Genomic DNA, 21,979 nt, shown 5'->3' with positions numbered 1-21,979 from the left:
GAGGGGCCGCAGAGGGGCATTGCTGGCGCAAGCTAGCTAGGCGAACATGCGAAGCAGCAGGGTGTGTAGTCCCCTTGTGGAGAGCGTGAGTACAATTGACGACGGGCAAGATGACACTGGGACTGAGAATGGCGGGGAAGAACGGCGCCGGAAACGACCGGGGCAATGACCGGGGCGGCGAGGAGGGCAAGACCGGCCTCGTCACCAAGACGCGCCCTAAGACAAAGAAGCCGTCGCTCTACAAAGTGCTGCTTCTGAATGACGACTACACGCCGATGGAGTTCGTGGTCCTGGTGCTGGAGAAGTACTTCAGCAAGGGACGCGAGGAAGCGACGCGGATCATGCTGCACGTGCACCACAAAGGCGTGGGCGTGTGCGGGGTCTTCACCTACGAGGTCGCCGAGACGAAGGTGACGCAGGTTATGGACTTCTCGCGTCAGCATGGCCATCCTTTACAATGCACCATGGAGAAAGAGTAGGTCGAACGTGCCATCCTTCTCGAAGAGCCTTGAATCCTCACTGCACCGCGCGCTTGAGTTCGCAAACGAACGCAATCACGAGTTTGCGACCCTCGAGCATCTGCTTGCCGCGCTGATCGACGACCGCGACGCCGCCGCCGTCATGCGTGCCTGCAACGTCGATCTCGACCAGCTCCGCGCCCGTGTCGGCGAATATCTCGACACCGAGCTCGGCAACCTCGTGCACAAGGGCACCGCCGAAGCGCAGCCCACCACCGGCTTCCAGCGTGTCATCCACCGTGCCGTCGTGCATGTGCAGTCTTCGGGCCGCGAGGAGGTGACGGGCGCCAACGTGCTCGTGGCCATCTTTGCCGAGCGCGAGAGCCACGCCGCCTATTTCCTGCAGGAGCAGGAGATGACGCGCTTCGACGCGGTTCAGTACATCAGTCACGGCATCGCCAAACGGGCGGGAATGTCGGAGCCCAGAGGAGTGCGCGGCGTGGACGACGAGCAGTCGAGCGAAGCGGGCGAGGAGAAAAAGCCTGGCCAGGACGCGCTCAACACCTACTGCGTCAATCTCAACAAGAAGGCGCGCGAAGGCCGCATCGATCCGCTGATCGGCCGCGAGCAGGAGGTGCTGCGCACCATCCAGGTTCTGTGCCGTCGCCAGAAGAACAATCCGCTTTTCGTCGGCGATCCCGGCGTCGGCAAGACCGCCATCGCCGAGGGCCTGGCGCGCAAGATCCTGCGCGGCGAGGTGCCCGAGGTGTTGAAGGGCGCGACCATCTTCGCGCTCGACATGGGCGCCCTCCTGGCCGGCACGCGCTACCGCGGCGACTTCGAGGAGCGCTTGAAGGCGGTCATGAAGGAGATCGAGAACTATCCGGGCGCGATCCTCTTCATCGACGAGATTCACACCGTCATCGGCGCCGGTGCCACGTCCGGCGGCGCTATGGATGCTTCGAACCTGCTCAAGCCCGCGCTGCAGTCTGGCTCGGTGCGCTGCATCGGCTCGACCACCTACAAGGAGTACCGCCAGCACTTCGAGAAGGATCGCGCGCTCGTTCGCCGCTTCCAGAAGATCGACGTCAAGGAGCCGACGATCGAGGACAGCATCGCCATCCTCAAGGGTTTGAAGCCCTACTTCGAGGAGTTCCACAAGCTCAAGTACACGGGCGAGGCGATCAAGGCCGCGGTCGAGCTTTCGGCCAAGTACATTCACGACCGCAAGCTGCCCGACAAGGCCATCGACGTGATCGACGAGACGGGCGCCTCGCAGATGCTGGTGCCGGAAGGCAAGCGCAAGAAGAAGATCACCGTGAAGGAGGTCGAGGCAACCGTCGCCACCATGGCCCGCATTCCGCCGAAGACTGTCACCAAGTCCGACGCCGAGGTTCTCTCTAACCTCGAAAAGGATATGAAGCGGCTCGTGTTCGGGCAGGACAAGGCCATCACGGCCCTCTCCGCCGCGATCAAGCTCGCACGCGCGGGTCTTCGCGAGCCCGAGAAGCCGATCGGCTGTTATCTCTTCTCGGGCCCGACCGGCGTCGGCAAGACCGAGGTGGCAAAGCAGCTCGCATCCCTGATGGGCGTCGAGCTCCTGCGCTTCGACATGTCGGAGTACATGGAGAAGCACACCGTCTCGCGTCTGATCGGCGCGCCTCCGGGCTATGTCGGTTTCGATCAGGGCGGCCTTCTGACGGATGGCATCGACCAGCACCCGCACTGCGTGCTTCTCCTCGACGAGATCGAGAAGGCGCATCCGGATCTGTTCAACATCCTTCTGCAGGTGATGGACCACGGCAAGCTCACCGACCACAACGGCAAGCAGGTGGACTTCCGCAACGTCATCCTGATCATGACGACGAATGCCGGCGCGAGCGACATGGCCCGTCCGCCCATGGGCTTCAACCGTGAGAAGCGCGAGGGCGAGGATACGGAAGCGGTGAACCGGCTGTTCACGCCGGAGTTCCGCAACCGCCTCGACGCCGTCATCGCCTTTTCGGGTCTGCCGGCGGACGTCATCGCCAAGGTGGTGGAGAAGTTCATCTTCCAGCTCGAGGCGCAGCTTGCGGATCGTGGTGTCACCATCGAGCTGTCGGAAGGCGCTCAGAAGTGGATCGCCGAGAAGGGCTACGACGAGAAATTCGGCGCCCGTCCGCTCGCCCGCGTGATCCAGGAGCACATCAAGAAGCCGCTCGCGGACGAGCTTTTGTTCGGCAAGCTCGAGCACGGCGGCACCGTGAAGGTGCTGGTCCAGGGCAAGGGCGAGGATAGCAGCCTGACGTTCGAGATCATCCCGGGCGATCCGTCCAAGAAGCCGCGCAAGGAAGAAGACGAGGACGAGACCGACGAGGAGGGCACGGAAGCCGCCCTCGTCGAGGCGACCCCGCCGCGCAAGGCCTTGCCCGGCCCGAAGGACAAGAAGGAGAAGGCGTCCCGGTCATCGCCCGGCGGCGCCGTCCCGAGCGTGCCCCGCAAGAAAGAGGATTGAGCCGGCACCTCCGGCGCCTCGCACAAAAGACGCCGCGAAGCTTCGGCTTCGCGGCGTTTTTTCTTGGCCGACCCTTCGCCTTTCCGCGCGCAGTCGGCAATCTCAGCCAGTGCAGGCACGAAGGCCCGCCCCACGGAAGGGCGAGCACGTACCCGGTCGAAGCGGGGTGTTCAACGGGTCCCCTCTTCCCTTGGGGAGAGGGCTAGGGTGAGGGGGCGCCCCGCTCGTGCCTCAGATCTCGACGCAGATTTTTCCGAAGTGGCCGGCCCGCTCCTCGTGGCGGAACGCGTCGGCGAGCTCCGCAAGCGCGAACGTTTTGTCGATCACGGGCTTGATCCCGGTCGCGTCGAGCGCGCGGATCATGTCGAGCTGATGCTGGCGGCTGCCGACGATGATACCCTTGAGCTTGATCTGCTTGGCCATCAGCGCCAGCGTCGGCACCTCGCCCTTGATGCCGGTCAGGATGCCGATCATCGAGATGTGCCCGCCGACGCGTGCCGCAGTGATCGATTGCGCGAGCGTCCCCGGCCCGCCGATCTCGAGCACGTGGTCGACGCCGCGCTTGCCGGTCCAGGCGCGCACGGTGTCGCCCCAGTCGGTATCAGTCTTGTAGTTGACGGTGAAGTCCGCGCCCATCTCCCGCGCCCGTTCGAGCTTGGCGTCGGACGATGAGGTGACGATCGCGGTCGCCCCCATCGCCTTCGCAAACTGCAGCGCGAAAATCGCCACGCCCCCGGTGCCGAGGATCAGCACGCTGTCGCCGGCCTTGAGACCGCCTTCCACAACCAGCGCACGCCACGCCGTCAGCGCCGCGCACGGCAGCGTCGCCGTCTCCAGATGGCTCCATCCCTTGGGCGCTTTCGTGAACCAGTGCGCGGGCGTGACCACCGCTTCCCGCGCGTAGCCGTCGATCCCGTCACCAGGCACATGGCTGAAGTTGCCGTGCGGTGGCTCGCCGTCCTGCCAGTAGGGGAAGAAGCACGAGACCACGCGGTCGCCGACGGCGAATTCGCCCGCGCCTTCGCCGATGGCCTCCACCACGCCGGCGCCGTCCGACATCGGAATGCGCCCGTCGTCGGAAGGGATGGCGCCGATCGCCACCGCGTAGTCGTGGTAGTTGAGTGAGTTGGAATGCAGGCGGACGCGAATCTCGCCGGCCCCCGGCGCACGCGGCTCGCCGATCTCGGCAAGCTTCAGTCGGTCGAGGCCCCCCGGCCGCGAAACCTTGATGGCTTTCATGAAAACGTTCCCCGTCTGGCGCATTTTCCTGCGCCTAGACGTAGGTCGCGGTTTCCGCGATTGCTACCCGGACCAAAGACCCATCGACCAAGGTCGATCTGCACACCGAAACGCAAAGCTCGGGACAAAAGCCCGGGCGGCGTTAGGTAGGGCGAATTGGACCTACTCCGCCGCCGCCTTCGCGTATCCGTACTTCTCGTTGAGCTTGGTGATGAGGTCGGCAGCCGCCTTCGGGATGTTGGTGCCCGGCCCGAAGATCGCCTCCGCGCCCGCCGCATATAACGCGTCGTAGTCATGCGGAGGGATAACGCCGCCCACCACCACCATGATGTCCTCGCGTCCGTCCTTGGCGAGTGCCCCTTTGAGGTCCGGCACCAGCGTCAGATGCCCAGCCGTCATGGTCGACACGCCGATCACGTGCACGTCGTTCTCGACCGCCTGCCGCGCTGCCTCCTCGGGCGTCGCGAACAGCGGCCCGATGTCGACATCGAAGCCGAGGTCGGCGAACGCCGACGCGATCACCTTCTGCCCGCGGTCGTGGCCGTCCTGGCCCATCTTCGCGATCAGGATGCGCGGCCGCCGCCCGTCGACCTTCTCGAATGCGGCCGCCATCTGAATGACTTTGCCCACGTCGTCGTTCATGGCTCCCGCCTCCGATCTGTAGACGCCCGAGATGGCGCGCACCTCGGCCCGGTGGCGCGTGAACACCTTTTCCATCGCCTCCGACATCTCGCCGACGCTGGCCTTCGCGCGCGCGGCCTTGACGCAGAGATCGAGCAGATTGGCACCGCCAGATGCGCCCTCGGTCAGCGCGCTGAGCGCCGCCTGCGCCTCTGCCTCGTTGCGCTCGCCGCGGAGCCGCGTGAGCTTGGCCACCTGCTGTTCGCGCACGGACGCGTTGTCGACCTTGAGGAAGTTGATCGGCAGGTCGTCCTTCACCCGCAACTTGTTGATGCCGACGATGGTTTGCCGGCCGCTGTCGATACGTGCCTGCGTGCGGGCTGCGGCCTCCTCGATGCGGATCTTCGGAATGCCCGCCGCGATGGCCTTCGCCATGCCGCCGAGCTTTTCCACCTCGTCGATGTGCGCCTTCGCCTTGAGCGCGAGCTCGTACGTCAGGCGCTCGATGAAGTGGCTGCCGCCCCACGGGTCGATCGGGCGCGTCGTGCCGCTTTCCTGCTGCAGCAGCAGCTGCGTATTACGCGCGATGCGCGCCGAGAAGTCGGTCGGCAGCGCGATGGCTTCGTCGATGCCGTTCGTGTGCAGCGATTGCGTATGCCCCTGCGTGGCCGCCATGGCCTCGATGCACGTCCGCGTCGCGTTGTTGAAGATGTCCTGCGCGGTAAGACTCCAGCCCGAGGTCTGGCTGTGCGTCCTGAGCGACAGCGAGCGATCGTCCTTGGGCGCGAACTCGCGCTTGATGAGCTGCGCCCAGAGCAGGCGCGCCGCCCGCATCTTGGCGATCTCCATGTAGAAATTCATGCCGATCGCCCAGAAGAACGACAGACGCGGCGCGAACTTGTCGATGTCGAGACCTGCGGCCACGCCCGCGCGCGCATATTCGATGCCGTCGGCGATCGTGTAGCCGAGCTCGAGATCCGCCGTCGCGCCCGCCTCCTGCATGTGATAGCCGGAGATCGAGATCGAATTGAACTTCGGCATGTTGGCCGACGTGTACGCAAAGATGTCCGACACGATCCGCATCGAAGGCTCGGGCGGATAGATGTAGGTGTTGCGCACCATGAACTCTTTGAGGATGTCGTTCTGGATGGTGCCCGCGAGTTTCGCCGCCGGCACGCCCTGCTCCTCTCCTGCGACGATGAAGAGCGCCAGCACCGGCAGCACGGCGCCGTTCATGGTCATGGAGACCGTCATCTGCTCGAGCGGGATGCCGTCGAACAGCGTGCGCATATCGTAGATGGAATCGATGGCCACGCCCGCCATGCCGACGTCGCCGCGCACGCGCGGATGATCCGAGTCGTAGCCGCGGTGCGTCGCGAGGTCGAAAGCGACCGAGAGCCCCTTCTGCCCGGCCGCGATGTTGCGCCGGTAGAAGGCGTTGGAATCTTCTGCCGTCGAGAAGCCCGCGTACTGGCGCACCGTCCACGGCTGAGTGACGTACATGGTCGGGTAGGGTCCGCGCACATAGGGTGCGATGCCGGGCCAGGTGTCGAGGAAGTCGAGGCCGGCCGTGTCGGCGTCCGTGTAGACCGGCTTCACGGGAATGCCTTCCGGTGTCGTGAACAGGTCGCTCTCGGCCGGCACCGGAGCCTCGTGCGCCACGCCGTTGGTCTTGCGCGCACCCTCGAGCTTGATCTTGGTGAAGTCCGGAATGCTGGTCATGCCTTTAGCCATTTCTCGCCGGCCTCAAAACTGGCAACGTTCAGCGACGTCGCACGAATGTAATCCAGAACCGCCGGCTTTTTGAAACCTAAGTTTGCTTCCATGCCGCGACACCGAGCTTTTCCTGTAACCCTTTGAGGGTCGCCACCGCGTCGGCGCCCGCGAACAGGAACTGGTCGACGCCGGCCGCCTTGAGTGCCGCCTCCTTGTCGCCGGGCCGCCCCGCCATCAGCACGAGCTTGGCGCCCGCCGCCTTGAGCGCCTTGGCGGTTGCCTCGGCGTGTTCGGCGTAGAGGGCATCCGACGAGCAGATGCAGGCTGCCGTTGCGCCCGACGTCTTGAAGGCCTTCGCAGCCTCGTCCGCGGAGGTATAGCCGTCGGTGGTCAGCGATCCGATGCCGCCCGCCGCCAGATAATTTTTGATCCAAGTCGAGCGCGCCGTGTGCTCGATGATGGCGCCGAGGCTCGCCAGGAACACCGTGAGCTCCCCGCCGGCTTTCTGAGCGTGAGCGTCCGCCGCGTCGCGCAACGCCTCGAACGGCTCGGCCAGCCGATGGGGCGTCAACGGACGCACGATTTCCTTGCCTCTGACGGGCGGCACTTTGCGCAAGGGGCTGACCTTGACGCCGTCGTCGCCGAGCAGTGGGAAGGCCGACACGCCGGTCAGTTCCTGCCGCCCGGTGGCGATGGCCTTGGAGCGCGTTGCCGCGTCGGCCGCGATCTTGTCCTGCACGAAGCCCGTGTCGAGCGCGGCGATGATGCCGCCTTTCCCTTCGATCTCCTGCAGGAGAGCCCAGGCCGCCTTCGCCATCTCGTCGGTGAGGGCTTCGATGTACCAGGACCCGCCCATGGGATCGAGTACGCGGCCGAGCCAGGATTCCTCCTGCAGCACGATCTGGATGTTGCGCGCCATGCGCCGCGAGATGTCGTCCGCCTCGCCGAGCGCCGCCGTAAACGGCAGCACCGTGATGGCGTCCGCCCCGCCGAGCACCGCGCCCGCACATGAGAGCGTCGAGCGCAGCATATTGGTCCACGGGTCGCGCCTGGCCATCATGCGGTACGAGGCGGTGGCCGAAAGATGGAGAGCCGCTGCAGCGTCGCTCGCGCCCGACGCATCGGCGATGCGCCAGATGAGACGGCGCGCGGCCCTGATCTTGGCGACCGTCGCGAAAAGATCCGTGTCGGACGAAACGCCGAACGAGATCTGGCTGAGCGCGTTCGCGGGCGGAATGCCGGCCGCTTCGAACATCCTGAGATAGGCGATCAGCGTCGCGCCGAGCGCGGCGAGCTCGAACGCGTCCGTGGCGCCCGCCTCGTGATAGACGGTCGCGTCGACCTTGATCGTGCGTGCATTCGGAACTTCGGCGCCGACTTCTCCGGCGAGCGCAATGCTCTCGACGAGCACCTGCTGTACGGGCGCCGGCAACGTGCCCCACCGGGCAAGCGACCCGATCGGATCGAGGCCGAGAAAGACCTGCGCCGACTTGGCAGGAATGCCAAGTCCCGGCAGTGCGGAGACGAGTTGGGCGGCAGCGTCCGCAGCACCGAGCCCCGCCTTGAGTTCGACCGGCGCGAGGTCGATGCGCATGCCGGAGAGAGCCGCGACCATGTCCGCTGCGCTCTGGATGCGGCAACCCGTTTGCCCTGGCGCTTCGATCTCGAGCAGGATGCCGTTGCTGCCGCCTTCGAGCTCGGACAGGATCTCCCGATTGGCGCCTTCCGGATCCGCCGCATTGACCCGCTGCCGGATCTCCCAGCCGAGGCCCTGCACGACCTCGTTGGTGCCGCGCGTGAAGGGGGCATGTCCGGGAATGGCCGTCTGCAGCGCCGGAATGCTTGTCGCGCGCACGTAGATGGGGTCGATTCGGATCCCGTCGGCATTCCGGGTGACAAGCTTTTTCTCGAAGTCGGCGCCCTTGATCGCCTTGTCGACCAGAGCCAGCCATTGGGCGCGCGTTGCGGCCTCGAAATCCGACGCCAGAGGTGTTGCAGTATCGCCTTGGGAGCTGCCAGCGGCCGTCATTGTGACTTGTGACCCCGTTGATCGGATTGTTGTTGTCGAAGGGACGCTCGGGCACCCCGCTATACTTTGCTCTATAAGGAAAATAGCCGCTTTGCGCACGCGGAAATCGCGCGATGCGACAGTTCGGCGACGGCCAGGAATCCCGCTGCGAGACAGCCTCGCGAGGAGGCCGCCCACATTTCCCCAGCTTGACGGAGAGGTCCATGCAACTGAATTTGCAATACTACGAGCCCCATGCAATGAGGGCCTGAGGTTGCGAGCGACCCGAGTCGGCCCAAGTCATGGTGCATGAAGGACCGGCGTTCCACCGGCGGAGTTGACCGGTCGGGTTTCTATTCGGAGAGCGGAATGAGCCAGTCGGTGCTTCAGGACGGCAAGATTTTCATCGGCAAGAGCACGAAGCCCGAGTACCTGGAGCTGCGCTTCGCCAACCGGCACGGCCTGATCACCGGCGCCACGGGCACCGGCAAGACCGTGACGCTGCAGGTGCTGGCCGAAGGGTTTTCCGCGGCCGGCGTTCCCGTCTTCGCGGCCGACATCAAGGGCGACCTTTCGGGCCTGGCCGCCGTCGGCGAGCCGAAGGATTTCCTCGTCAAGCGCGCCGCCGAGGTCGGCCTTGGCGACGACTGGAAGCAGCGCGCCTATCCGACCATCTTCTGGGACGTCTTCGGCAAGGAAGGCCATCCGATCCGCGCCACCGTGCTCGACATGGGCCCGCTCCTGCTGTCGCGCATGCTGGAGCTCAACGAGGTACAGGAGGGCGTCCTCAACATCGCCTTCCGTGTTGCCGCCGACGAGAAGATCCCGGTTCTCGACCTCAAGGATCTGCGCGCCATCATCGCCAACGTGGCCGAGCGCTCGAAGGAGCTGATCCAGAAGTACGGCAACGTGGCCACCACGTCTGTTGGCGCCATCCAGCGCCGTCTCCTGGTGCTCGAGGAGCAGGGTGCCGATCAGTTCTTCGGCGAGCCGTCGCTCGACATCAAGGATTTCATGCGCACCGCTCCGGATGGGCGCGGCGTGATCAGCGTCCTCGCGGCCGACAAGCTGATGGAGAAGCCGCGCCTCTACACCACCTTCCTGCTCTGGATGCTGACCAAGCTCTGGCAGACGCTCCCCGAGGCGGGCGACCTTCCGAAGCCCAAGCTGGTCTTCTTCTTCGACGAGGCGCATCTGCTGTTCAACGAGGCGCCGAAGGCTCTCCTGGAGCGCATCGAGCAGATCGCGCGCCTCATTCGCTCGAAAGGCGTCGGCGTCTACTTCATCACGCAGAACCCGATGGACGTACCGAACTCGGTCTCGGCCCAGCTCGGCAACCGCGTGCAGCACGCGCTTCGCGCATTCACGCCCCAGGAGCAGAAGGCCGTCAAAGTCGCGGCCGAGACTTTCCGCAAGAATCCCGATCTCGACACCGAGCGCGTCATCATGGAGCTCAAGGTGGGCGAGGCGCTGGTATCGACGCTCGAGAACAAAGGCGAACCGTCCATGGTTCAGCGTACGCTGATCCGTCCGCCTGAAGGGCGCGTCGGTCCGGTTTCCGAGGACGAGCGCCTGAGCGTGATCGAGTACAGCCCCGTCTACGGCAAGTACGAAGAGACCATCGATCGCGAGAGCGCACACGAGATCATTACCAAGCGCACCAATACGGCGACCGAGGAAGCAGGCTCGACCGGCGGCGGATGGGGCGACATCATTTTCGGCGGCGGTGGCGGCAGTAACGCTCCCGCCGGCAGTAAGCCCAAGGGCCGCCCGAGTCAGGGCATGGGCGAGATGATCGGCAAGGATCTTCAGCGCTCCATCTCGCGCACCATTGCCACCACCATCAAGAACATCATCGTGAAGTCGATTACGGGTCGTAGTCGGTGAGGGCATCTGCCGCCGCTTAAGGGCAGACATGTGTTGCGTACCGGGTTGTTGGCGTAGACGCGCGGCATTGGGGCTGCGTTGTTTGGGGAAACAGCATGGCACGCATACTCATCTGTCATGTGCCAAAGGACGCGAGCCCGGCGCGGGATCTCGGGGCGGCGCTCATGGGGCGTGGCCACTTCGTCTCTTTCGACGGCGAGCCCGATACGCCGCGCCATGAGCGCGCCTCGCGTTTGCGCCAGTTCGAGGCCGTGATCGTGCTCTGGACCGAGACTTCGGCACAGAACGCCGGCCTCGCCGACATCGCTCGCGAGACGATGCCTCTCAATCTGCTCGTTCCCGTCCGCGCCGAGGAGTTGGCGTTGACGAAGCTGCCGCTGATGTTCCGCAAGCTCGTTATGCTCACCCCGCGCGACACTGAAGGCATTGCCCGCGTCGTGGCGCGCATGAACACCGCCGCCTCCTCCCTCCGCGACATGACTGAGCGCGAGGCCGCACGGCGGTCGGCGGGTGCACCGGTCGCGGAGCAGTCCTCCGGCGCTCCAGCGGTCCCGCCACCGATCCCGCAGCGCGCGCCCCCATCGGCTCCGGCGGCTGGCCGCCGGGCTCCGAGCCCCGCCGTCGGCGGGGCGAAGCGGTCCGCGCAATCCGCCGTCACCGCCCCGGCGGCCCCGGTCGTCGGCGAGCCCGCAGCCCGCATTCGCGTGCGCCCGCTGTCGGATCTGCCCGAGGTCGAAGCCGGGCCTGACCTGACGGCGCAGCCGCCGGCGTATCCGCCTCCGCACGTCCCGGCCCCCCACACCGAGCACGCGCCGGTCCGGCCGCCGTACGAGACGGGGAACGTCGCTCCCCGTCATGCCGGGCCGCAGCGCGCAACCGCAGTTCCGCTCACCGCCGACGACCTGGGGCGGGCGGTCGACGCCGGCCTCCTCGTGCATCACATCCCGGCCGCGATGTGGCTCGGCGCGCCGACGACGGTCGAGATCGCGATCGGCCGCGAGATCCTGTCCCAGCTCGCACAGACGGGCCATGGCCAAGGCACGCTCGGCCAAAGCATCGAAACGCTGTCGGTCAGTCTCTATGGCAGCTCGGAGGCCTTCGAGATCGAGCGCCAGTCGGAGCGCACCCAGTTCGTGAGCATCAAGCATGCGCTAGCGGCGCGCGATCCTGCAACGTTCGGACGATGGGTGTGGCTCGTGACGCCTGGGGCGGCAGGCCCTCACGACTTGGTGGTGCGCATCTCCGCGCTGCTGCGCGACCCGCGGGGTGTGCCCGCCCCCGTTGCCATTCCGGATCGGCGCTTCTCGGTCGACATCCAGATCCCGGAGGACGAAACCCTGGGGTCTGCCTTCGCCGGCTGGTATCGCCGCTGAAACAAAAAGCGCGGGACCGTTGGATCCCGCGCTCGAATTTTCAGGCGATCGTCGCAGGCCTCAGCCCGCCAACTCCTCGACGTGCTCCCAATTGACTAGGTTGTCGAACCAGGCCTCGAGATATTTCGGCCGCGCGTTGCGGTAGTCGATGTAATAGCTGTGCTCCCACACGTCGACGCCGAGGATCGGCTGCGCCCCGTGCATGAGGGGGTTCTCGCCGTTGGGGGTCTTGGTCACCTCGAGCTTGCCGTCCTTCACGGCAAGCCAGGCCCAACCCGAGCCGAACTGCGTCACGCCCGCGTTGATGAAGTCGGCGCGCACTTTGTCGAACCCACCGTAGCCGTCCACGAGCTTCTGGATGGAACCCGGCAGCTTGTTGCCGCCGCCGCCCTTCTTCATCCACTGCCAGAAGTGGATGTGATTGTAATGCTGCCCCACGTTGTTCACGAGCGGCTGATTTTTGCCGGCGTAGGCGGCCGCGCAGATCTCCTCGATGGATTTACCCTCGAGACCGGATCCGACGATCAGCTTGTTGCCGTTGTCTACGTAAGCCTGGTGATGCTTGTCGTGGTGGAATTGCAGCGTCTCGGCCGACATGAACGGCGCGAGCGCGTCGTAGGCGTAGGGAAGTTCAGGGAGCTTGAAGGTCACGGGGCGTACTCCGTTGCGCGGAAACCAATGTCGCCCAATGCCTAACGGCTCGGGAGGTTCCATTCAAGCTCTGTAAGGAAGCGGACCAAGAGCGCCGCTGCTGGCGTGCCGGGGAGGCGGGGTGGGGGTGCACCGACCCTGAGCGATGCACCCCCGTGGATCACGCCGGGGAAGATAGGATCTCAGGGTTATCACACCTTAGGATGGCCCGCTGAACCCGTCCTGAATGCGCCGTTCATCTGCCGTTCATCGTTGTGGTAATCTTGCGCTCGCGGCAAAGGATCTTGGACGACGGCAGGCAACCGCGACGGAAGTAAGCTGCAATTCCGTCCTCTAGTACGTGTAATAGCCTCGATCTCGCGAGCCTGACCGGTCGGAAATCCATGACAAGACGCCTGAGTTCCCTGTTTACCCTCGCCATCCCTGTGGCCTTGGCCGGTCTCCTAGGGATCTGGCTGTTGGGGCCAAATGCGTCGACCGGCCGGGGTGTCGTCTACGAGACCCAGCCCGCGGCCAAGGGGCTGATCCGCAAGATCGTCTCGACGTCAGGTCCTGTCCGCGCCCTGGTGACGGTGAGCGTCGGCTCGCAGCTCTCGGGTCAGGTCGACCAGGTCAAGGTCGACTTTAACAGCGAGGTGAAACCCGGAGACATCCTGGCCACCATCGATGCCAAGACCTTCGCGGCAAAAGTCGCCCAGGCCAAGGCCGACCTCTCCTCCGCCGAGGCTGCGCTCGCCAATCAGGAAGCGGCGATGAACAAAGCCAAGGCTGTGTTGCAGGCTGCGGAAACCAACGTCGAACGCCAACAGGCACTGGCCGAGAAGCGGCTGTCGCCGCAACTGACGTTCGAGACCGCAATCCGTGACCGCGACGTTGCCAAGGCGGACATTGCTGTTTCGGAAGCGCAGGTGATGAGCGCCCGGGCGACGATCGAGCAGCGCAAGGCCGCACTCGATCAAGCCGAGATCGATCTGGAACGCGCGGATATCCGCTCGCCGATCGATGGCACCGTCATCTCGCGCACGGTCGATCCCGGCCAGACCGTGGCCGCAAGCCTGCAGGCGCCGGAGCTGTTCAAGATCGCTCAGGATCTGTCGCGCATCCGCATCGAGGCCCAGGTGAATGAGGCCGACGTCGGCGCCGTCGCTGAAGGCAACGCTGCGACGTTTACCGTCGACGCTTACCCGGACAAGCAGTTCGAGGGTCGCGTCACCCAGGTCCGCCTTGCCGCGACCGAGCTCAACAGCGTCGTCACATACACCGTCATCGTCGAGGCCGCCAACGAAGGCCGCAAGCTCTTTCCGGGCATGACCGCCAACGTCATCATCGTGTCCGCAACGCGGGAAGGCGCGCTGCGCATCTCGAACGACGCTCTGCGCTTCAAGCCGAAGGTGGAGGTTGCCGCGAGCGGAGACGACCGCGGCGAGGCAGGTGGCCGCCGCGACCGGAGCGGCCAGATGTTGGAGCGCCTCAAGACCGAGATGCAGCTCGATGACGCCCAGGTCGAAGCGGTGCGCAAGGTGATGGAGCAGCTCCGCAGCGAGATGCGGTCGGGCAACGAGCAGACGAGCTTCATCGGCGGCGGACCTGGGCGGGATCGCGGAGAGTACCGTCAGAAGATGATCTCGCGCATCGAGCAGGCCCTGGCTCCGCTTTTGACGGACAGCCAGCGCTCCGCGTTCCAGCGCTGGAAAGAGGGCCGCGAGACCGTGCGCCCGGCGGCCGTATGGGTGCTCGGCAAGACCGGAGTTCCCGAACGCCGCAACGTCCGCATTGGCCTTGCCGACGACCAGTTCACCGAGATCGTGGGTGGAAATCTCGAGGAAGGCGAGCCGGTCATCATTCGCGGCAGGGATGTAAAGTCGTGACGATCATGGAGCGGCCCGCCGAGCCGGACATGCCGCGGGAAGCGCCCGCACTCGGTCCCCCGCTCATCTCCGCGCGGGAGCTGAGCAAGGTCTATCGCGTGGGCGAGCAGGACCTGGTCGCGCTCGACCGCATCACCCTCGAGATCGCCGCGGGGGATTTCGTCGCCATCATGGGCCCGTCCGGTTCGGGCAAGTCGACGGTGATGAACCTCATCGGTGCCCTCGATGTGCCGACCTCGGGGCAATTGTTGTTCGACGGGCGCGATATCGGCGCCCTCTCGGTGGACGAGCTCGCCGAGCTCCGGAATCGCTCCATCGGCTTCGTCTTCCAGCAGTTCAACCTGCTGGCGCGTACGTCTGCTTTGGAGCAGGTGATGCTGCCGTTGCTCTACGCCCATCCCCGGCCCGCCGACAGCGAGGCCATGGCAAGGCGACGCCTCGAGCAGGTTGGGCTCGGCAACCGCATGGATCATACCCCGCGCCAGCTTTCAGGCGGCCAGCAGCAGCGCGTTGCCATCGCCCGCGCCCTCGTCAACAACCCGAAACTGATCCTCGCCGACGAGCCCACCGGCGCCCTCGATACCCGCACATCCGAGGAGATCATGCAGGTCTTCCGCGACCTCAACCGCGAGGGGATCACCATCGTCGTCGTCACCCATGAGCCCGAGATCGCGCTCTGGGCCGGGCGCCGCGTTACGTTCCGCGACGGACACATCGTCGATGATATTCGCCAGACGCCCTACACCGGGGCGGCTCCCTTGGAGGGTGGAGTTCCGCCCCCTGTGACGCCATGAGCTTCTGGGACAGCATTCTGATCGCTGTGCGGGCATTGCGGGTGAACCTCCTGCGCTCGGTCCTGACCACGCTTGGTATCGTCATCGGCGTCGCCTCGGTCATCATCCTCGTCGCTGTCGGCACCGGCGCCTCGAGCGAGGTGGACAAGCAGATCAAGGCGCTCGGCACCAACATGCTCGTTGTTTTCCCGGGGTCCATGCGCGTGATGGGACGATCGGGTGGAGCCGGCACCGACATTCCCCTGAGTGAGGCTGATGTGGCAGGCATCCGCGACAAGATCCCGGGTGTGGTCGCGGTAGCCGGGCAGATCGAAGATTCGGGCCCCGTCGTACGCGGCAACACCAACTGGACGTCCTCTCTAAGCGGCGTCCATGCGGAATATGCGACCGTGCGTGACTGGCCGGTCGTGTCCGGGCGCGACATCGAGCCGAACGACGTCCGCACCGGAGCCAAGGTGGCCGTCATTGGTGCCACTGTCGCAAAAGAGGTCTTTCCGGGAGAGGAGCCCGTCGGAGCGTCCATACGCATCCGAAACGTGCCGTTCGAGGTGGTCGGTGTCCTGGCGCCGAAGGGACAATCGGTCATGGGGCGCGATCAGGACGACATCGTTCTGATGCCGATCACGACCGCGCGCTTGAGGGTTTCCGGCAAAAGCCAGGTGCAGAACGACCGTGTGGGACGCATTTACGTCAAGGTCGACGAAAGTTCCGACATGGCGGCAGTCCAGGAGGATATAGAGACTTACCTGCGTCAGCGCCGAAACAACCGCGCCGGCACTGAAGATAGCTTTTCCGTAAGAAATCTCGCCGAAACGATGAAAGCTCGAAGCGAGGTCCTGACCACGCTGAGCTATCTTCTTGCGGCAACGTCCGTTATTTCGCTCATTGTCGGCGGCATCGGCATCATGAACATCATGCTTGTCTCCGTAACGGAGCGTACGCGCGAGATTGGGCTTCGAATGGCGGTCGGCGGCCGGCGTCGCGATATAATGATGCAATTTCTTGTCGAGGCGGTTTCGCTTTGCCTGCTGGGCGGGCTTATTGGCATCGCGATTGGTGTATCGGCGTCGGCCGTGATTGCTTTTGTTGCAAATTGGCCGGTTCTTGTTTCGCCCGCGGTTCTGGGCGGGGCTCTCGCGGCAGCTGCCGCGACAGGAATATGTTTCGGATTATTTCCTGCCCGCCGGGCCGCGCTGCTTAATCCCATCGATGCGTTGCGAAGCGAATAGCGCCGCCAACTTTGCTCCGTCTTGACGAAACACCCGAAAAGAACTTACTGAACAGCCGGACAGTCTGTATTCGCTCGGCTCGCCGCTTATTTCGCCCGCTGAAGTTGAGATTGTTCGTGAACGAAGCATGGGGGTGCGCGGAATTTATCTTTTTTTGTAGGTTTTCCACGCAGCCGGTTCGAAGGCTTTATACAAAGCCGTGCCGCATCCGACCAATCGAATGACGAGCCAACGGAGTGAAGAATGGCTAGCATCAACTACGACAAGATGTCCGTTAAGGAGCTGACGGATCATATCGCCCGCGCCCAGAAGGCTTTGGCAGCGGCGAAGGACCGTGAGCGCTCGGAGTTGAAGCACAAAATCGCATCGCTTGCCGAAAATGCAGGATTTTCTGTTGGTGAGCTGTTCGGTGGCCGCGGCAGAGGCAAGTCCGTTGCCGTGAAATACCAGAATCCCGACAATCGTTCTGAGACCTGGACCGGTCGCGGCAGAAAGCCCAATTGGCTTGTCGCAAAGCTGAGCAAGGGTGCGAAAATTACCGATTTTGCAGTCTGAAGTCGTTATTCGACTGCCCTCGTTCTGTGCGCCGCTCATTCGAGTGGCGCACAGCTTTTAGCGTTCCATTCCACCGATTTGCGCGCAAACGCGAATTTTATCATCAGCCCGCGGCCTAAATGCGCGATTGCCCGCCCCGCGGCTGCGCCGTCCAGACAATGCTCGTTTTGAGTTCCTAAAAGCGAACCCGGCAAAGCAAAGGCCGAGGGCGGTCGCCAATTCATCTAAACCGCAATGGCGCGCCACGTGTTGGCACTCTGTGCTTGACAGTGCTACCAGCTCTCCACATATAGGCGCTGCGCCATCACAGATCCGCCCCCGCGGACAGATGGTGCATGCAACTCCGATGTGCGCAAGACAGCCCATCCGGGGTGATTCCAAGAAGTTCAACCAATTCCATCATGAGGAAAACCCCATGAAGTTCCGTCCCTTGCATGACCGCGTCGTCGTCAAGCGCGTCGAAGAGGACACCAAGACCGCTGGCGGCATCATCATTCCGGACACCGCCAAGGAGAAGCCCCAGCAGGGCGAAGTCGTCGCAGTCGGCCCTGGCGCCCGCGACGAGCAGGGCAAGATCGTTGCCCTCGAAGTGAAGCCCGGCGATCGCGTGCTGTTCGGCAAGTGGTCCGGCACCGAGGTGAAGATCGACGGCGAGGACCTCCTCATCATGAAGGAGAGCGACATCCTCGGCATCCTGGAAGGCAAGTCGTCGGCCAAGAAGGCCGCCTAAGCACCTTCCCGCTCTTCAACTAGCCCCTAAATTCGAACGGAGTGCCAGATATGGCCGCTAAAGACGTGAAATTTGCCCAGGACGCCCGCGAGCGCATGCTGCGTGGCGTCGATATCCTCGCCAACGCCGTGAAGGTGACCCTCGGCCCCAAGGGCCGCAACGTCGTCATCGAGAAGAGCTTCGGCGCCCCCCGCATCACCAAGGACGGCGTCACGGTCGCTAAGGAGATCGAGCTCGAGGACAAGTTCGAGAACATGGGCGCCCAGATGCTGCGCGAGGTCGCGTCCAAGACCGCTGACCTGGCCGGCGACGGCACCACCACTGCCACCGTTCTCGCCCAGGCGATCGTCAAGGAAGGCGCCAAGTCGGTCGCGGCTGGCGCCAACCCGATGGACCTTAAGCGTGGCATCGACATCGCCGTGCAGGCTGTCGTCGAGGAGCTCAAGGCCAAGTCGAAGAAGGTCACGTCCAACGACGAGATCGCCCAGGTCGGCACCATCTCCGCCAACGGCGATACCGAGATCGGCGCCAAGATCGCCGAAGCCATGAAGAAGGTCGGCAACGAGGGCGTCATCACCGTCGAGGAATCGAAGAGCCTCGAGACCGAGCTTGACGTCGTCGAGGGCATGCAGTTCGACCGCGGCTATCTCTCGCCTTACTTCATCACCAACGCCGACAAGATGATTGCCGAGCTTGAGAGCCCCTACATTCTCATCCACGAGAAGAAGCTCTCGGGTCTGCAGGCCATGCTTCCGGTTCTGGAAGCCGTCGTTCAGACCGGCAAGCCGCTCCTCATCATCGCTGAGGACGTCGAAGGCGAAGCTCTCGCCACGCTGGTCGTCAACAAGCTCCGCGGCGGCCTCAAGGTTGCAGCCGTCAAGGCTCCTGGCTTCGGCGATCGCCGCAAGGCCATGCTCGAGGACATCGCCGTTCTCACGGGCGGCACCGTGATCTCCGAGGACGTCGGCATCAAGCTCGAGACCGTGACGCTCGACATGCTCGGCCGCGCCAAGCGCGTGACCATCGACAAGGAGAACACCACCGTTGTCGACGGTTCCGGCAAGAAGGCCGACATCGACGCCCGCGTGAAGCAGATCAAGGCGCAGATCGAGGAGACCACCTCGGACTACGACCGCGAGAAGCTGCAGGAGCGTCTGGCAAAGCTTGCTGGTGGCGTGGCTGTGATCAAGGTCGGCGGCGCAACCGAAGTTGAAGTCAAGGAGCGCAAGGATCGCGTTGACGACGCGCTGCACGCCACGCGTGCGGCTGTCGAGGAAGGCGTTGTTCCTGGCGGCGGCGTCGCTCTTCTCCGCGCCATCAAGGCTCTGGAAAATCTCAAGAGCGACAACGAGGACCAGAAGGTCGGCATCACGATCGTGCGCAAGGCGCTTCAGTCGCCGGCGCGTCAGATCTTCCAGAACGCCGGTGAGGACGGCTCGGTCGTTGCTGGCAAGATCCTCGATAACAACAAGTACGCTTACGGCTTCAACGCCCAGACCGGCGTCTACGGCGACCTCATCGCCGAGGGCGTCATCGACCCGACCAAGGTCGTGCGTTGCGCGCTTCAGGATGCGGCTTCCGTTGCCGGCCTCCTGATCACGACCGAAGCCATGGTCGCCGACAAGCCCAAGAAGGACGCTCCCGCCATGCCGATGGGCGGCGGTGGCATGGGCGGCATGGGCGGTATGGACTTCTAAGTCCGTCGCTTCCGATCACGCAAAATCGAAGGCCGGAGCGGCGACGCTCCGGCCTTTTTTGCGTCTGCTCCCCTCTTGCCTCCGAGCGCGTGGGTCCCAAATGTCCAAACACTGGGGCATCGAAACCGGAAACGAGCAAAGGAGACGACGCCATGCTCGCCATCGAGATCGAAGAGCACGCTCGCAAACTGATGGAAGTTCAGGGTACGAAGGCCATCGCCGAGGCGGCCCGTAAGGCCCGCGGTTTCGAGGAGGAGGGCGCTGCCGAGCAGGCCGCCACGTGGCGCCGGATCGAGGCTGCGATGATCCGCCTCCAGGGTCCCCGCGCCAAATAGCAGGCGGCGACTGCCCGATCGCGTCTGCGGTTTCAATTCCGGTTCGCTTTGACGATATCGGACAGCGCGCGCGCGAGCCGGATCTGATCCTCCGGAAAGCCTTCGTTGATCCACCAGTCCTCGAATGCGCGCATGACGCGTCCGATGGCTGGACCTTCGGCAAGGCCTTTCTCGAGAAGATCGGCGCCGCGCACCGGAAGCTGAGGCACTGCCCATCGGGCAGGTAGCGCCAACCGGTCGCGCCAACGGGTGTCGTCCGCCGCCGCGCCGCTCAACGCCCAGGCGAAGAGCACGCCGTCGCGGAACGTCTCGACGCCAAAGCGATAGAGGAACGCCTGCGCTTCGCTCTCGTCCGTGTTGGGTAGGAAAGCCGGATCCGGCAGAGCGAGCCGGGCCAGTCGCTCGCTATCCGCGTTCGAGAGGCGCAGACGCGCGCCGAGAGCCGTAAGATGGCGTCCGCCGCCTGACAGGGCGCCGAGCCGCAACAGCGCATCTGCATCACGTCCAAGCGCGTGTTCGATGCCGGCGAGGCGGCCAAGCAGGCTGGCGTCGGCATTTGTCCCGATCAGACGCTCGAACAGCTTCGCATCCGCCATGACGGCGACGATCTCGACCGCGCGCCGCGCCCCGAGCAGGCGCAGAAGCTCGGCGCGCACGCGTTCTGCCGAAAGCTGATCGAGACCGTCGGCGAGCGCGATCGAGGCGGCGAGACCGGCCGCATCGGGTGCCCCGTCGGCATAGATCGCCGTGAAGCGGAAGAAACGCAGAATCCTGAGGTAGTCCTCGTGAATGCGCTCTTCGGGGCGGCCGATAAAGCGCACCCGCCGGGCCAGCAGATCCGGGTATCCCTGCATCGGATCGTGAACGGTTCCGTCGGCGTCGCAATAGAGCGCATTGAGCGTGAAATCGCGCCGGGCGGCATCCTCCGCCCAGTCGGTGGTGAACGCCACTCGCGCTTGTCGGCCGAAGGTCTCGATGTCCCGCCTGAGCGTCGTGACCTCGATGGGCTGGTGGTGCGCGATGACGGTCACGGTCCCATGCGCGACACCCGTTGGGACCGCACCCAAACCCGCCGCAGCCGCAAGCCGGATGACATCCTGCGGCACGGCCGTGGTCGCGATATCGATGTCCTTGACCGGCGCGCCGAGCAGGGCATTGCGTACGGCCCCGCCGACGATACGCGCTTCGAACCCGCCCTTCGCAATAGCCTCGAGCACGGCGAGCGTGGCGGCGCTTGTAAGCCACGGTGCGCCGGCGAGGCTGGGCGGCCGCTGATCACCGTCCTCGCGCATTGGTCTCGGCCCTACTCGATTTGGCTCGGTTGGATCTTGCCGTCTTTCAGGATGGAAGGCGCGTAGTGCTGCCCCGGCTTGCCCCCGGACGAGCTTCCGAACGCTGCGAGCGTGATGATGACGAGCAGGGCTCCGCTTGCGAAGAGCCAGAGGAGGGGCGCGTCGTCCAGCACGCGAGTGGCGGCGCGCGAGCTGGCGCCTTCCTCGTCCTGCGGCGCTTCCCTGTAGCGCCGGATCATCACCCAGGCGACATAGAGAAGGGTTGGTAGCAGGAACAGCAGCAGGTTCTCGATAACCGTTCGGATCATGATGTGAAAAGCCTCTGGCGCATATTGCGGAGGATACCCGCCGTCGCGCCCCATATGAAGCGGTTGCCGAAGGGCACGGCATAGAAATGTCGCTCATGCCCGCCGATGGTGCGGCTATGACGTTGGTAGTTGTCCGGATCCATGAGGAACGGCAGCGGAACTTCGAAGGCGTCTGCAACCTCATTGGCGTCGAGGGTGAGTTTGAAATCGGGATCCACGAGCCCTATTACGGGCGTGATGCGAAATCCGGTGCCCGTAAGATAGCGGTCGAGCGTTCCGAGTGGCGTTACAAGTCCGGCATCGAGGCCGATCTCTTCGCGCGCCTCCCTGAGCGCCGTCGCAAGCGCATCCGGATCGTGCGGCTCGGTTTTTCCACCGGGAAAGGCGATCTGGCCCGCGTGCGCCGCAAGATGTGCCGTACGCTGCGTGAAAAGCAGCGTGACGGTTTCGCGCGCGATGGCCGGGATCAGCACCGCCGCCGGGCGCGCGGCCGCGAGCGTATCGGGGTCGAGATGCGACGGCGCCATCTCCGGATTGAGATCGAAATCGCTGGGCTCGACCCCGTCCCCTTGCCGGCGCGAAAGCGAACGTTCCACCAGCGCCCGGAACCCGGCGGGGCTGAAAGCGTGCTGATCGGAGAGCGATGACGGGATCATCAGGCAGTCCTAAGCCACCTTGCCGCCGTTGGGAATGGCCACAAACGCTTCGTCTGGTGAACGCGACG

General features: G+C 64.6%; 18 protein-coding genes. 11 read left to right on the top strand and 7 right to left on the bottom strand.

Features of this window, described 5'->3' with window-relative positions; translation table 11 throughout:
• Positions 1 to 128: 128 nt before the first annotated feature.
• Entirely contained in the window at positions 129 to 479 is a 351-nt protein-coding gene (gene clpS, locus QZV93_RS07060; protein ID WP_295557212.1) for an ATP-dependent Clp protease adapter ClpS, read from the top strand.
• Positions 480 to 486: 7 nt separating this feature from the next.
• Positions 487 to 2,952, top strand: a complete 2,466-nt coding sequence (gene clpA / locus QZV93_RS07055; protein ID WP_295557137.1) for an ATP-dependent Clp protease ATP-binding subunit ClpA — start codon at positions 487 to 489, stop codon at positions 2,950 to 2,952.
• A 231-nt stretch (positions 2,953 to 3,183) separates the two neighbouring features.
• Here the strand turns inward: clpA and QZV93_RS07050 are convergent, their stop codons facing one another.
• From QZV93_RS07050 to QZV93_RS07040, 3 genes are all read right to left on the bottom strand, one after another.
• A complete protein-coding gene (locus QZV93_RS07050) occupies positions 3,184 to 4,191 on the bottom strand; it encodes an NAD(P)-dependent alcohol dehydrogenase (protein WP_295557136.1) in 1,008 nt (335 codons plus the stop codon).
• 162 nt (positions 4,192 to 4,353) lie between these two features.
• Positions 4,354 to 6,534: a methylmalonyl-CoA mutase gene (gene scpA / locus QZV93_RS07045; RefSeq protein WP_295557135.1), complete on the bottom strand. Its 2,181-nt coding sequence runs from the start codon at positions 6,532 to 6,534 to the stop codon at positions 4,354 to 4,356.
• 88 nt (positions 6,535 to 6,622) lie between these two features.
• Positions 6,623 to 8,557 carry a methylmalonyl-CoA mutase family protein gene (locus QZV93_RS07040; protein WP_295557133.1) on the bottom strand — a complete coding sequence of 645 codons (1,935 nt, stop codon included), beginning with the start codon at positions 8,555 to 8,557 and terminating at the stop codon, positions 6,623 to 6,625.
• A gap of 348 nt (positions 8,558 to 8,905) precedes the next feature.
• Between QZV93_RS07040 and QZV93_RS07035 the strand changes: the two genes are divergently transcribed.
• Entirely contained in the window at positions 8,906 to 10,423 is a 1,518-nt protein-coding gene (locus tag QZV93_RS07035) for a helicase HerA-like domain-containing protein (RefSeq protein ID WP_295557132.1), read from the top strand.
• 95 nt (positions 10,424 to 10,518) lie between these two features.
• Complete coding sequence (locus tag QZV93_RS07030; RefSeq protein ID WP_295557131.1) at positions 10,519 to 11,796, top strand: hypothetical protein; 1,278 nt, start codon at positions 10,519 to 10,521, stop codon at positions 11,794 to 11,796.
• A gap of 60 nt (positions 11,797 to 11,856) precedes the next feature.
• Here QZV93_RS07030 and QZV93_RS07025 read toward each other — a convergent pair whose 3' ends face one another.
• Entirely contained in the window at positions 11,857 to 12,447 is a 591-nt protein-coding gene (locus tag QZV93_RS07025) for a superoxide dismutase (RefSeq protein ID WP_295557129.1), read from the bottom strand.
• Between the two features lie 383 nt (positions 12,448 to 12,830).
• Here QZV93_RS07025 and QZV93_RS07020 point away from each other — a divergent pair, with 383 nt between their 5' ends.
• From QZV93_RS07020 to QZV93_RS06990, 7 genes are all read left to right on the top strand, one after another.
• Positions 12,831 to 14,315 (top strand): efflux RND transporter periplasmic adaptor subunit, encoded by a 1,485-nt coding sequence (locus tag QZV93_RS07020; RefSeq protein ID WP_295557127.1) that lies wholly within the window; start codon positions 12,831 to 12,833, stop codon positions 14,313 to 14,315.
• A gap of 5 nt (positions 14,316 to 14,320) precedes the next feature.
• The gene (locus tag QZV93_RS07015) at positions 14,321 to 15,109 is read left to right on the top strand and encodes an ABC transporter ATP-binding protein (protein WP_295557211.1); all 789 of its coding nucleotides are present in this window, start codon (positions 14,321 to 14,323) and stop codon (positions 15,107 to 15,109) included.
• Positions 15,106 to 16,338: an ABC transporter permease gene (locus QZV93_RS07010; protein ID WP_295557125.1), complete on the top strand. Its 1,233-nt coding sequence runs from the start codon at positions 15,106 to 15,108 to the stop codon at positions 16,336 to 16,338. The genes QZV93_RS07015 and QZV93_RS07010 overlap by 4 nt, the downstream gene beginning before the upstream one ends.
• Before the next feature lie 243 nt (positions 16,339 to 16,581).
• Complete coding sequence (locus QZV93_RS07005; RefSeq protein WP_295557123.1) at positions 16,582 to 16,893, top strand: H-NS histone family protein; 312 nt, start codon at positions 16,582 to 16,584, stop codon at positions 16,891 to 16,893.
• A gap of 415 nt (positions 16,894 to 17,308) precedes the next feature.
• On the top strand, positions 17,309 to 17,623 hold the full coding sequence (gene groES / locus QZV93_RS07000) for a co-chaperone GroES (protein ID WP_295557121.1): 315 nt from the start codon (positions 17,309 to 17,311) through the stop codon (positions 17,621 to 17,623).
• A gap of 50 nt (positions 17,624 to 17,673) precedes the next feature.
• A complete protein-coding gene (gene groL / locus QZV93_RS06995; RefSeq protein ID WP_295557119.1) occupies positions 17,674 to 19,320 on the top strand; it encodes a chaperonin GroEL in 1,647 nt (548 codons plus the stop codon).
• A gap of 152 nt (positions 19,321 to 19,472) precedes the next feature.
• Complete coding sequence (locus tag QZV93_RS06990; RefSeq protein ID WP_295557117.1) at positions 19,473 to 19,655, top strand: hypothetical protein; 183 nt, start codon at positions 19,473 to 19,475, stop codon at positions 19,653 to 19,655.
• 32 nt (positions 19,656 to 19,687) lie between these two features.
• On the opposite strand, the gene QZV93_RS06985 is transcribed toward QZV93_RS06990, so the two are convergent.
• From QZV93_RS06985 to QZV93_RS06975, 3 genes are read right to left on the bottom strand one after another with little or no spacing between them, the layout of a single operon-like run.
• Entirely contained in the window at positions 19,688 to 20,947 is a 1,260-nt protein-coding gene (locus tag QZV93_RS06985) for a CCA tRNA nucleotidyltransferase (protein ID WP_295557116.1), read from the bottom strand.
• 11 nt (positions 20,948 to 20,958) lie between these two features.
• Entirely contained in the window at positions 20,959 to 21,255 is a 297-nt protein-coding gene (locus tag QZV93_RS06980; RefSeq protein WP_295557114.1) for a DUF6111 family protein, read from the bottom strand.
• Complete coding sequence (locus QZV93_RS06975) at positions 21,252 to 21,911, bottom strand: CoA pyrophosphatase (protein ID WP_295557113.1); 660 nt, start codon at positions 21,909 to 21,911, stop codon at positions 21,252 to 21,254. Before QZV93_RS06975 ends, QZV93_RS06980 begins: the two co-directional genes overlap by 4 nt.
• Positions 21,912 to 21,979: the final 68 nt, after the last annotated feature.

The organism is uncultured Hyphomicrobium sp., from assembly GCF_902826555.1.
Classification (GTDB): domain Bacteria; phylum Pseudomonadota; class Alphaproteobacteria; order Rhizobiales; family Hyphomicrobiaceae; genus Hyphomicrobium_C.
Note: the sequence above shows the minus strand (reverse complement) of the source record. Positions and strands in the feature narration are given on the sequence as shown.

Bases quoted from the DNA above. Each gene is read 5' to 3' on its own strand.
- QZV93_RS07015 (WP_295557211.1), top strand. From the start codon at position 14,321: ATGGAGCGGCCCGCCGAGCCGGACATGCCGCGGGAAGCGCCCGCACTC.
- QZV93_RS07050 (WP_295557136.1), bottom strand. From the start codon at position 4,191: ATGAAAGCCATCAAGGTTTCGCGGCCGGGGGGCCTCGACCGACTGAAG.
- QZV93_RS07010 (WP_295557125.1), top strand. From the start codon at position 15,106: ATGAGCTTCTGGGACAGCATTCTGATCGCTGTGCGGGCATTGCGGGTG.
- QZV93_RS07040 (WP_295557133.1), bottom strand. From the start codon at position 8,557: ATGACGGCCGCTGGCAGCTCCCAAGGCGATACTGCAACACCTCTGGCG.
- groL (WP_295557119.1), top strand. From the start codon at position 17,674: ATGGCCGCTAAAGACGTGAAATTTGCCCAGGACGCCCGCGAGCGCATG.
- QZV93_RS06980 (WP_295557114.1), bottom strand. From the start codon at position 21,255: ATGATCCGAACGGTTATCGAGAACCTGCTGCTGTTCCTGCTACCAACC.
- QZV93_RS07020 (WP_295557127.1), top strand. From the start codon at position 12,831: ATGACAAGACGCCTGAGTTCCCTGTTTACCCTCGCCATCCCTGTGGCC.
- scpA (WP_295557135.1), bottom strand. From the start codon at position 6,534: ATGACCAGCATTCCGGACTTCACCAAGATCAAGCTCGAGGGTGCGCGC.
- QZV93_RS07030 (WP_295557131.1), top strand. From the start codon at position 10,519: ATGGCACGCATACTCATCTGTCATGTGCCAAAGGACGCGAGCCCGGCG.
- QZV93_RS06985 (WP_295557116.1), bottom strand. From the start codon at position 20,947: ATGCGCGAGGACGGTGATCAGCGGCCGCCCAGCCTCGCCGGCGCACCG.
- groES (WP_295557121.1), top strand. From the start codon at position 17,309: ATGAAGTTCCGTCCCTTGCATGACCGCGTCGTCGTCAAGCGCGTCGAA.
- QZV93_RS06975 (WP_295557113.1), bottom strand. From the start codon at position 21,911: ATGATCCCGTCATCGCTCTCCGATCAGCACGCTTTCAGCCCCGCCGGG.
- QZV93_RS07005 (WP_295557123.1), top strand. From the start codon at position 16,582: ATGGCTAGCATCAACTACGACAAGATGTCCGTTAAGGAGCTGACGGAT.
- clpS (WP_295557212.1), top strand. From the start codon at position 129: ATGGCGGGGAAGAACGGCGCCGGAAACGACCGGGGCAATGACCGGGGC.
- QZV93_RS07035 (WP_295557132.1), top strand. From the start codon at position 8,906: ATGAGCCAGTCGGTGCTTCAGGACGGCAAGATTTTCATCGGCAAGAGC.
- QZV93_RS06990 (WP_295557117.1), top strand. From the start codon at position 19,473: ATGCTCGCCATCGAGATCGAAGAGCACGCTCGCAAACTGATGGAAGTT.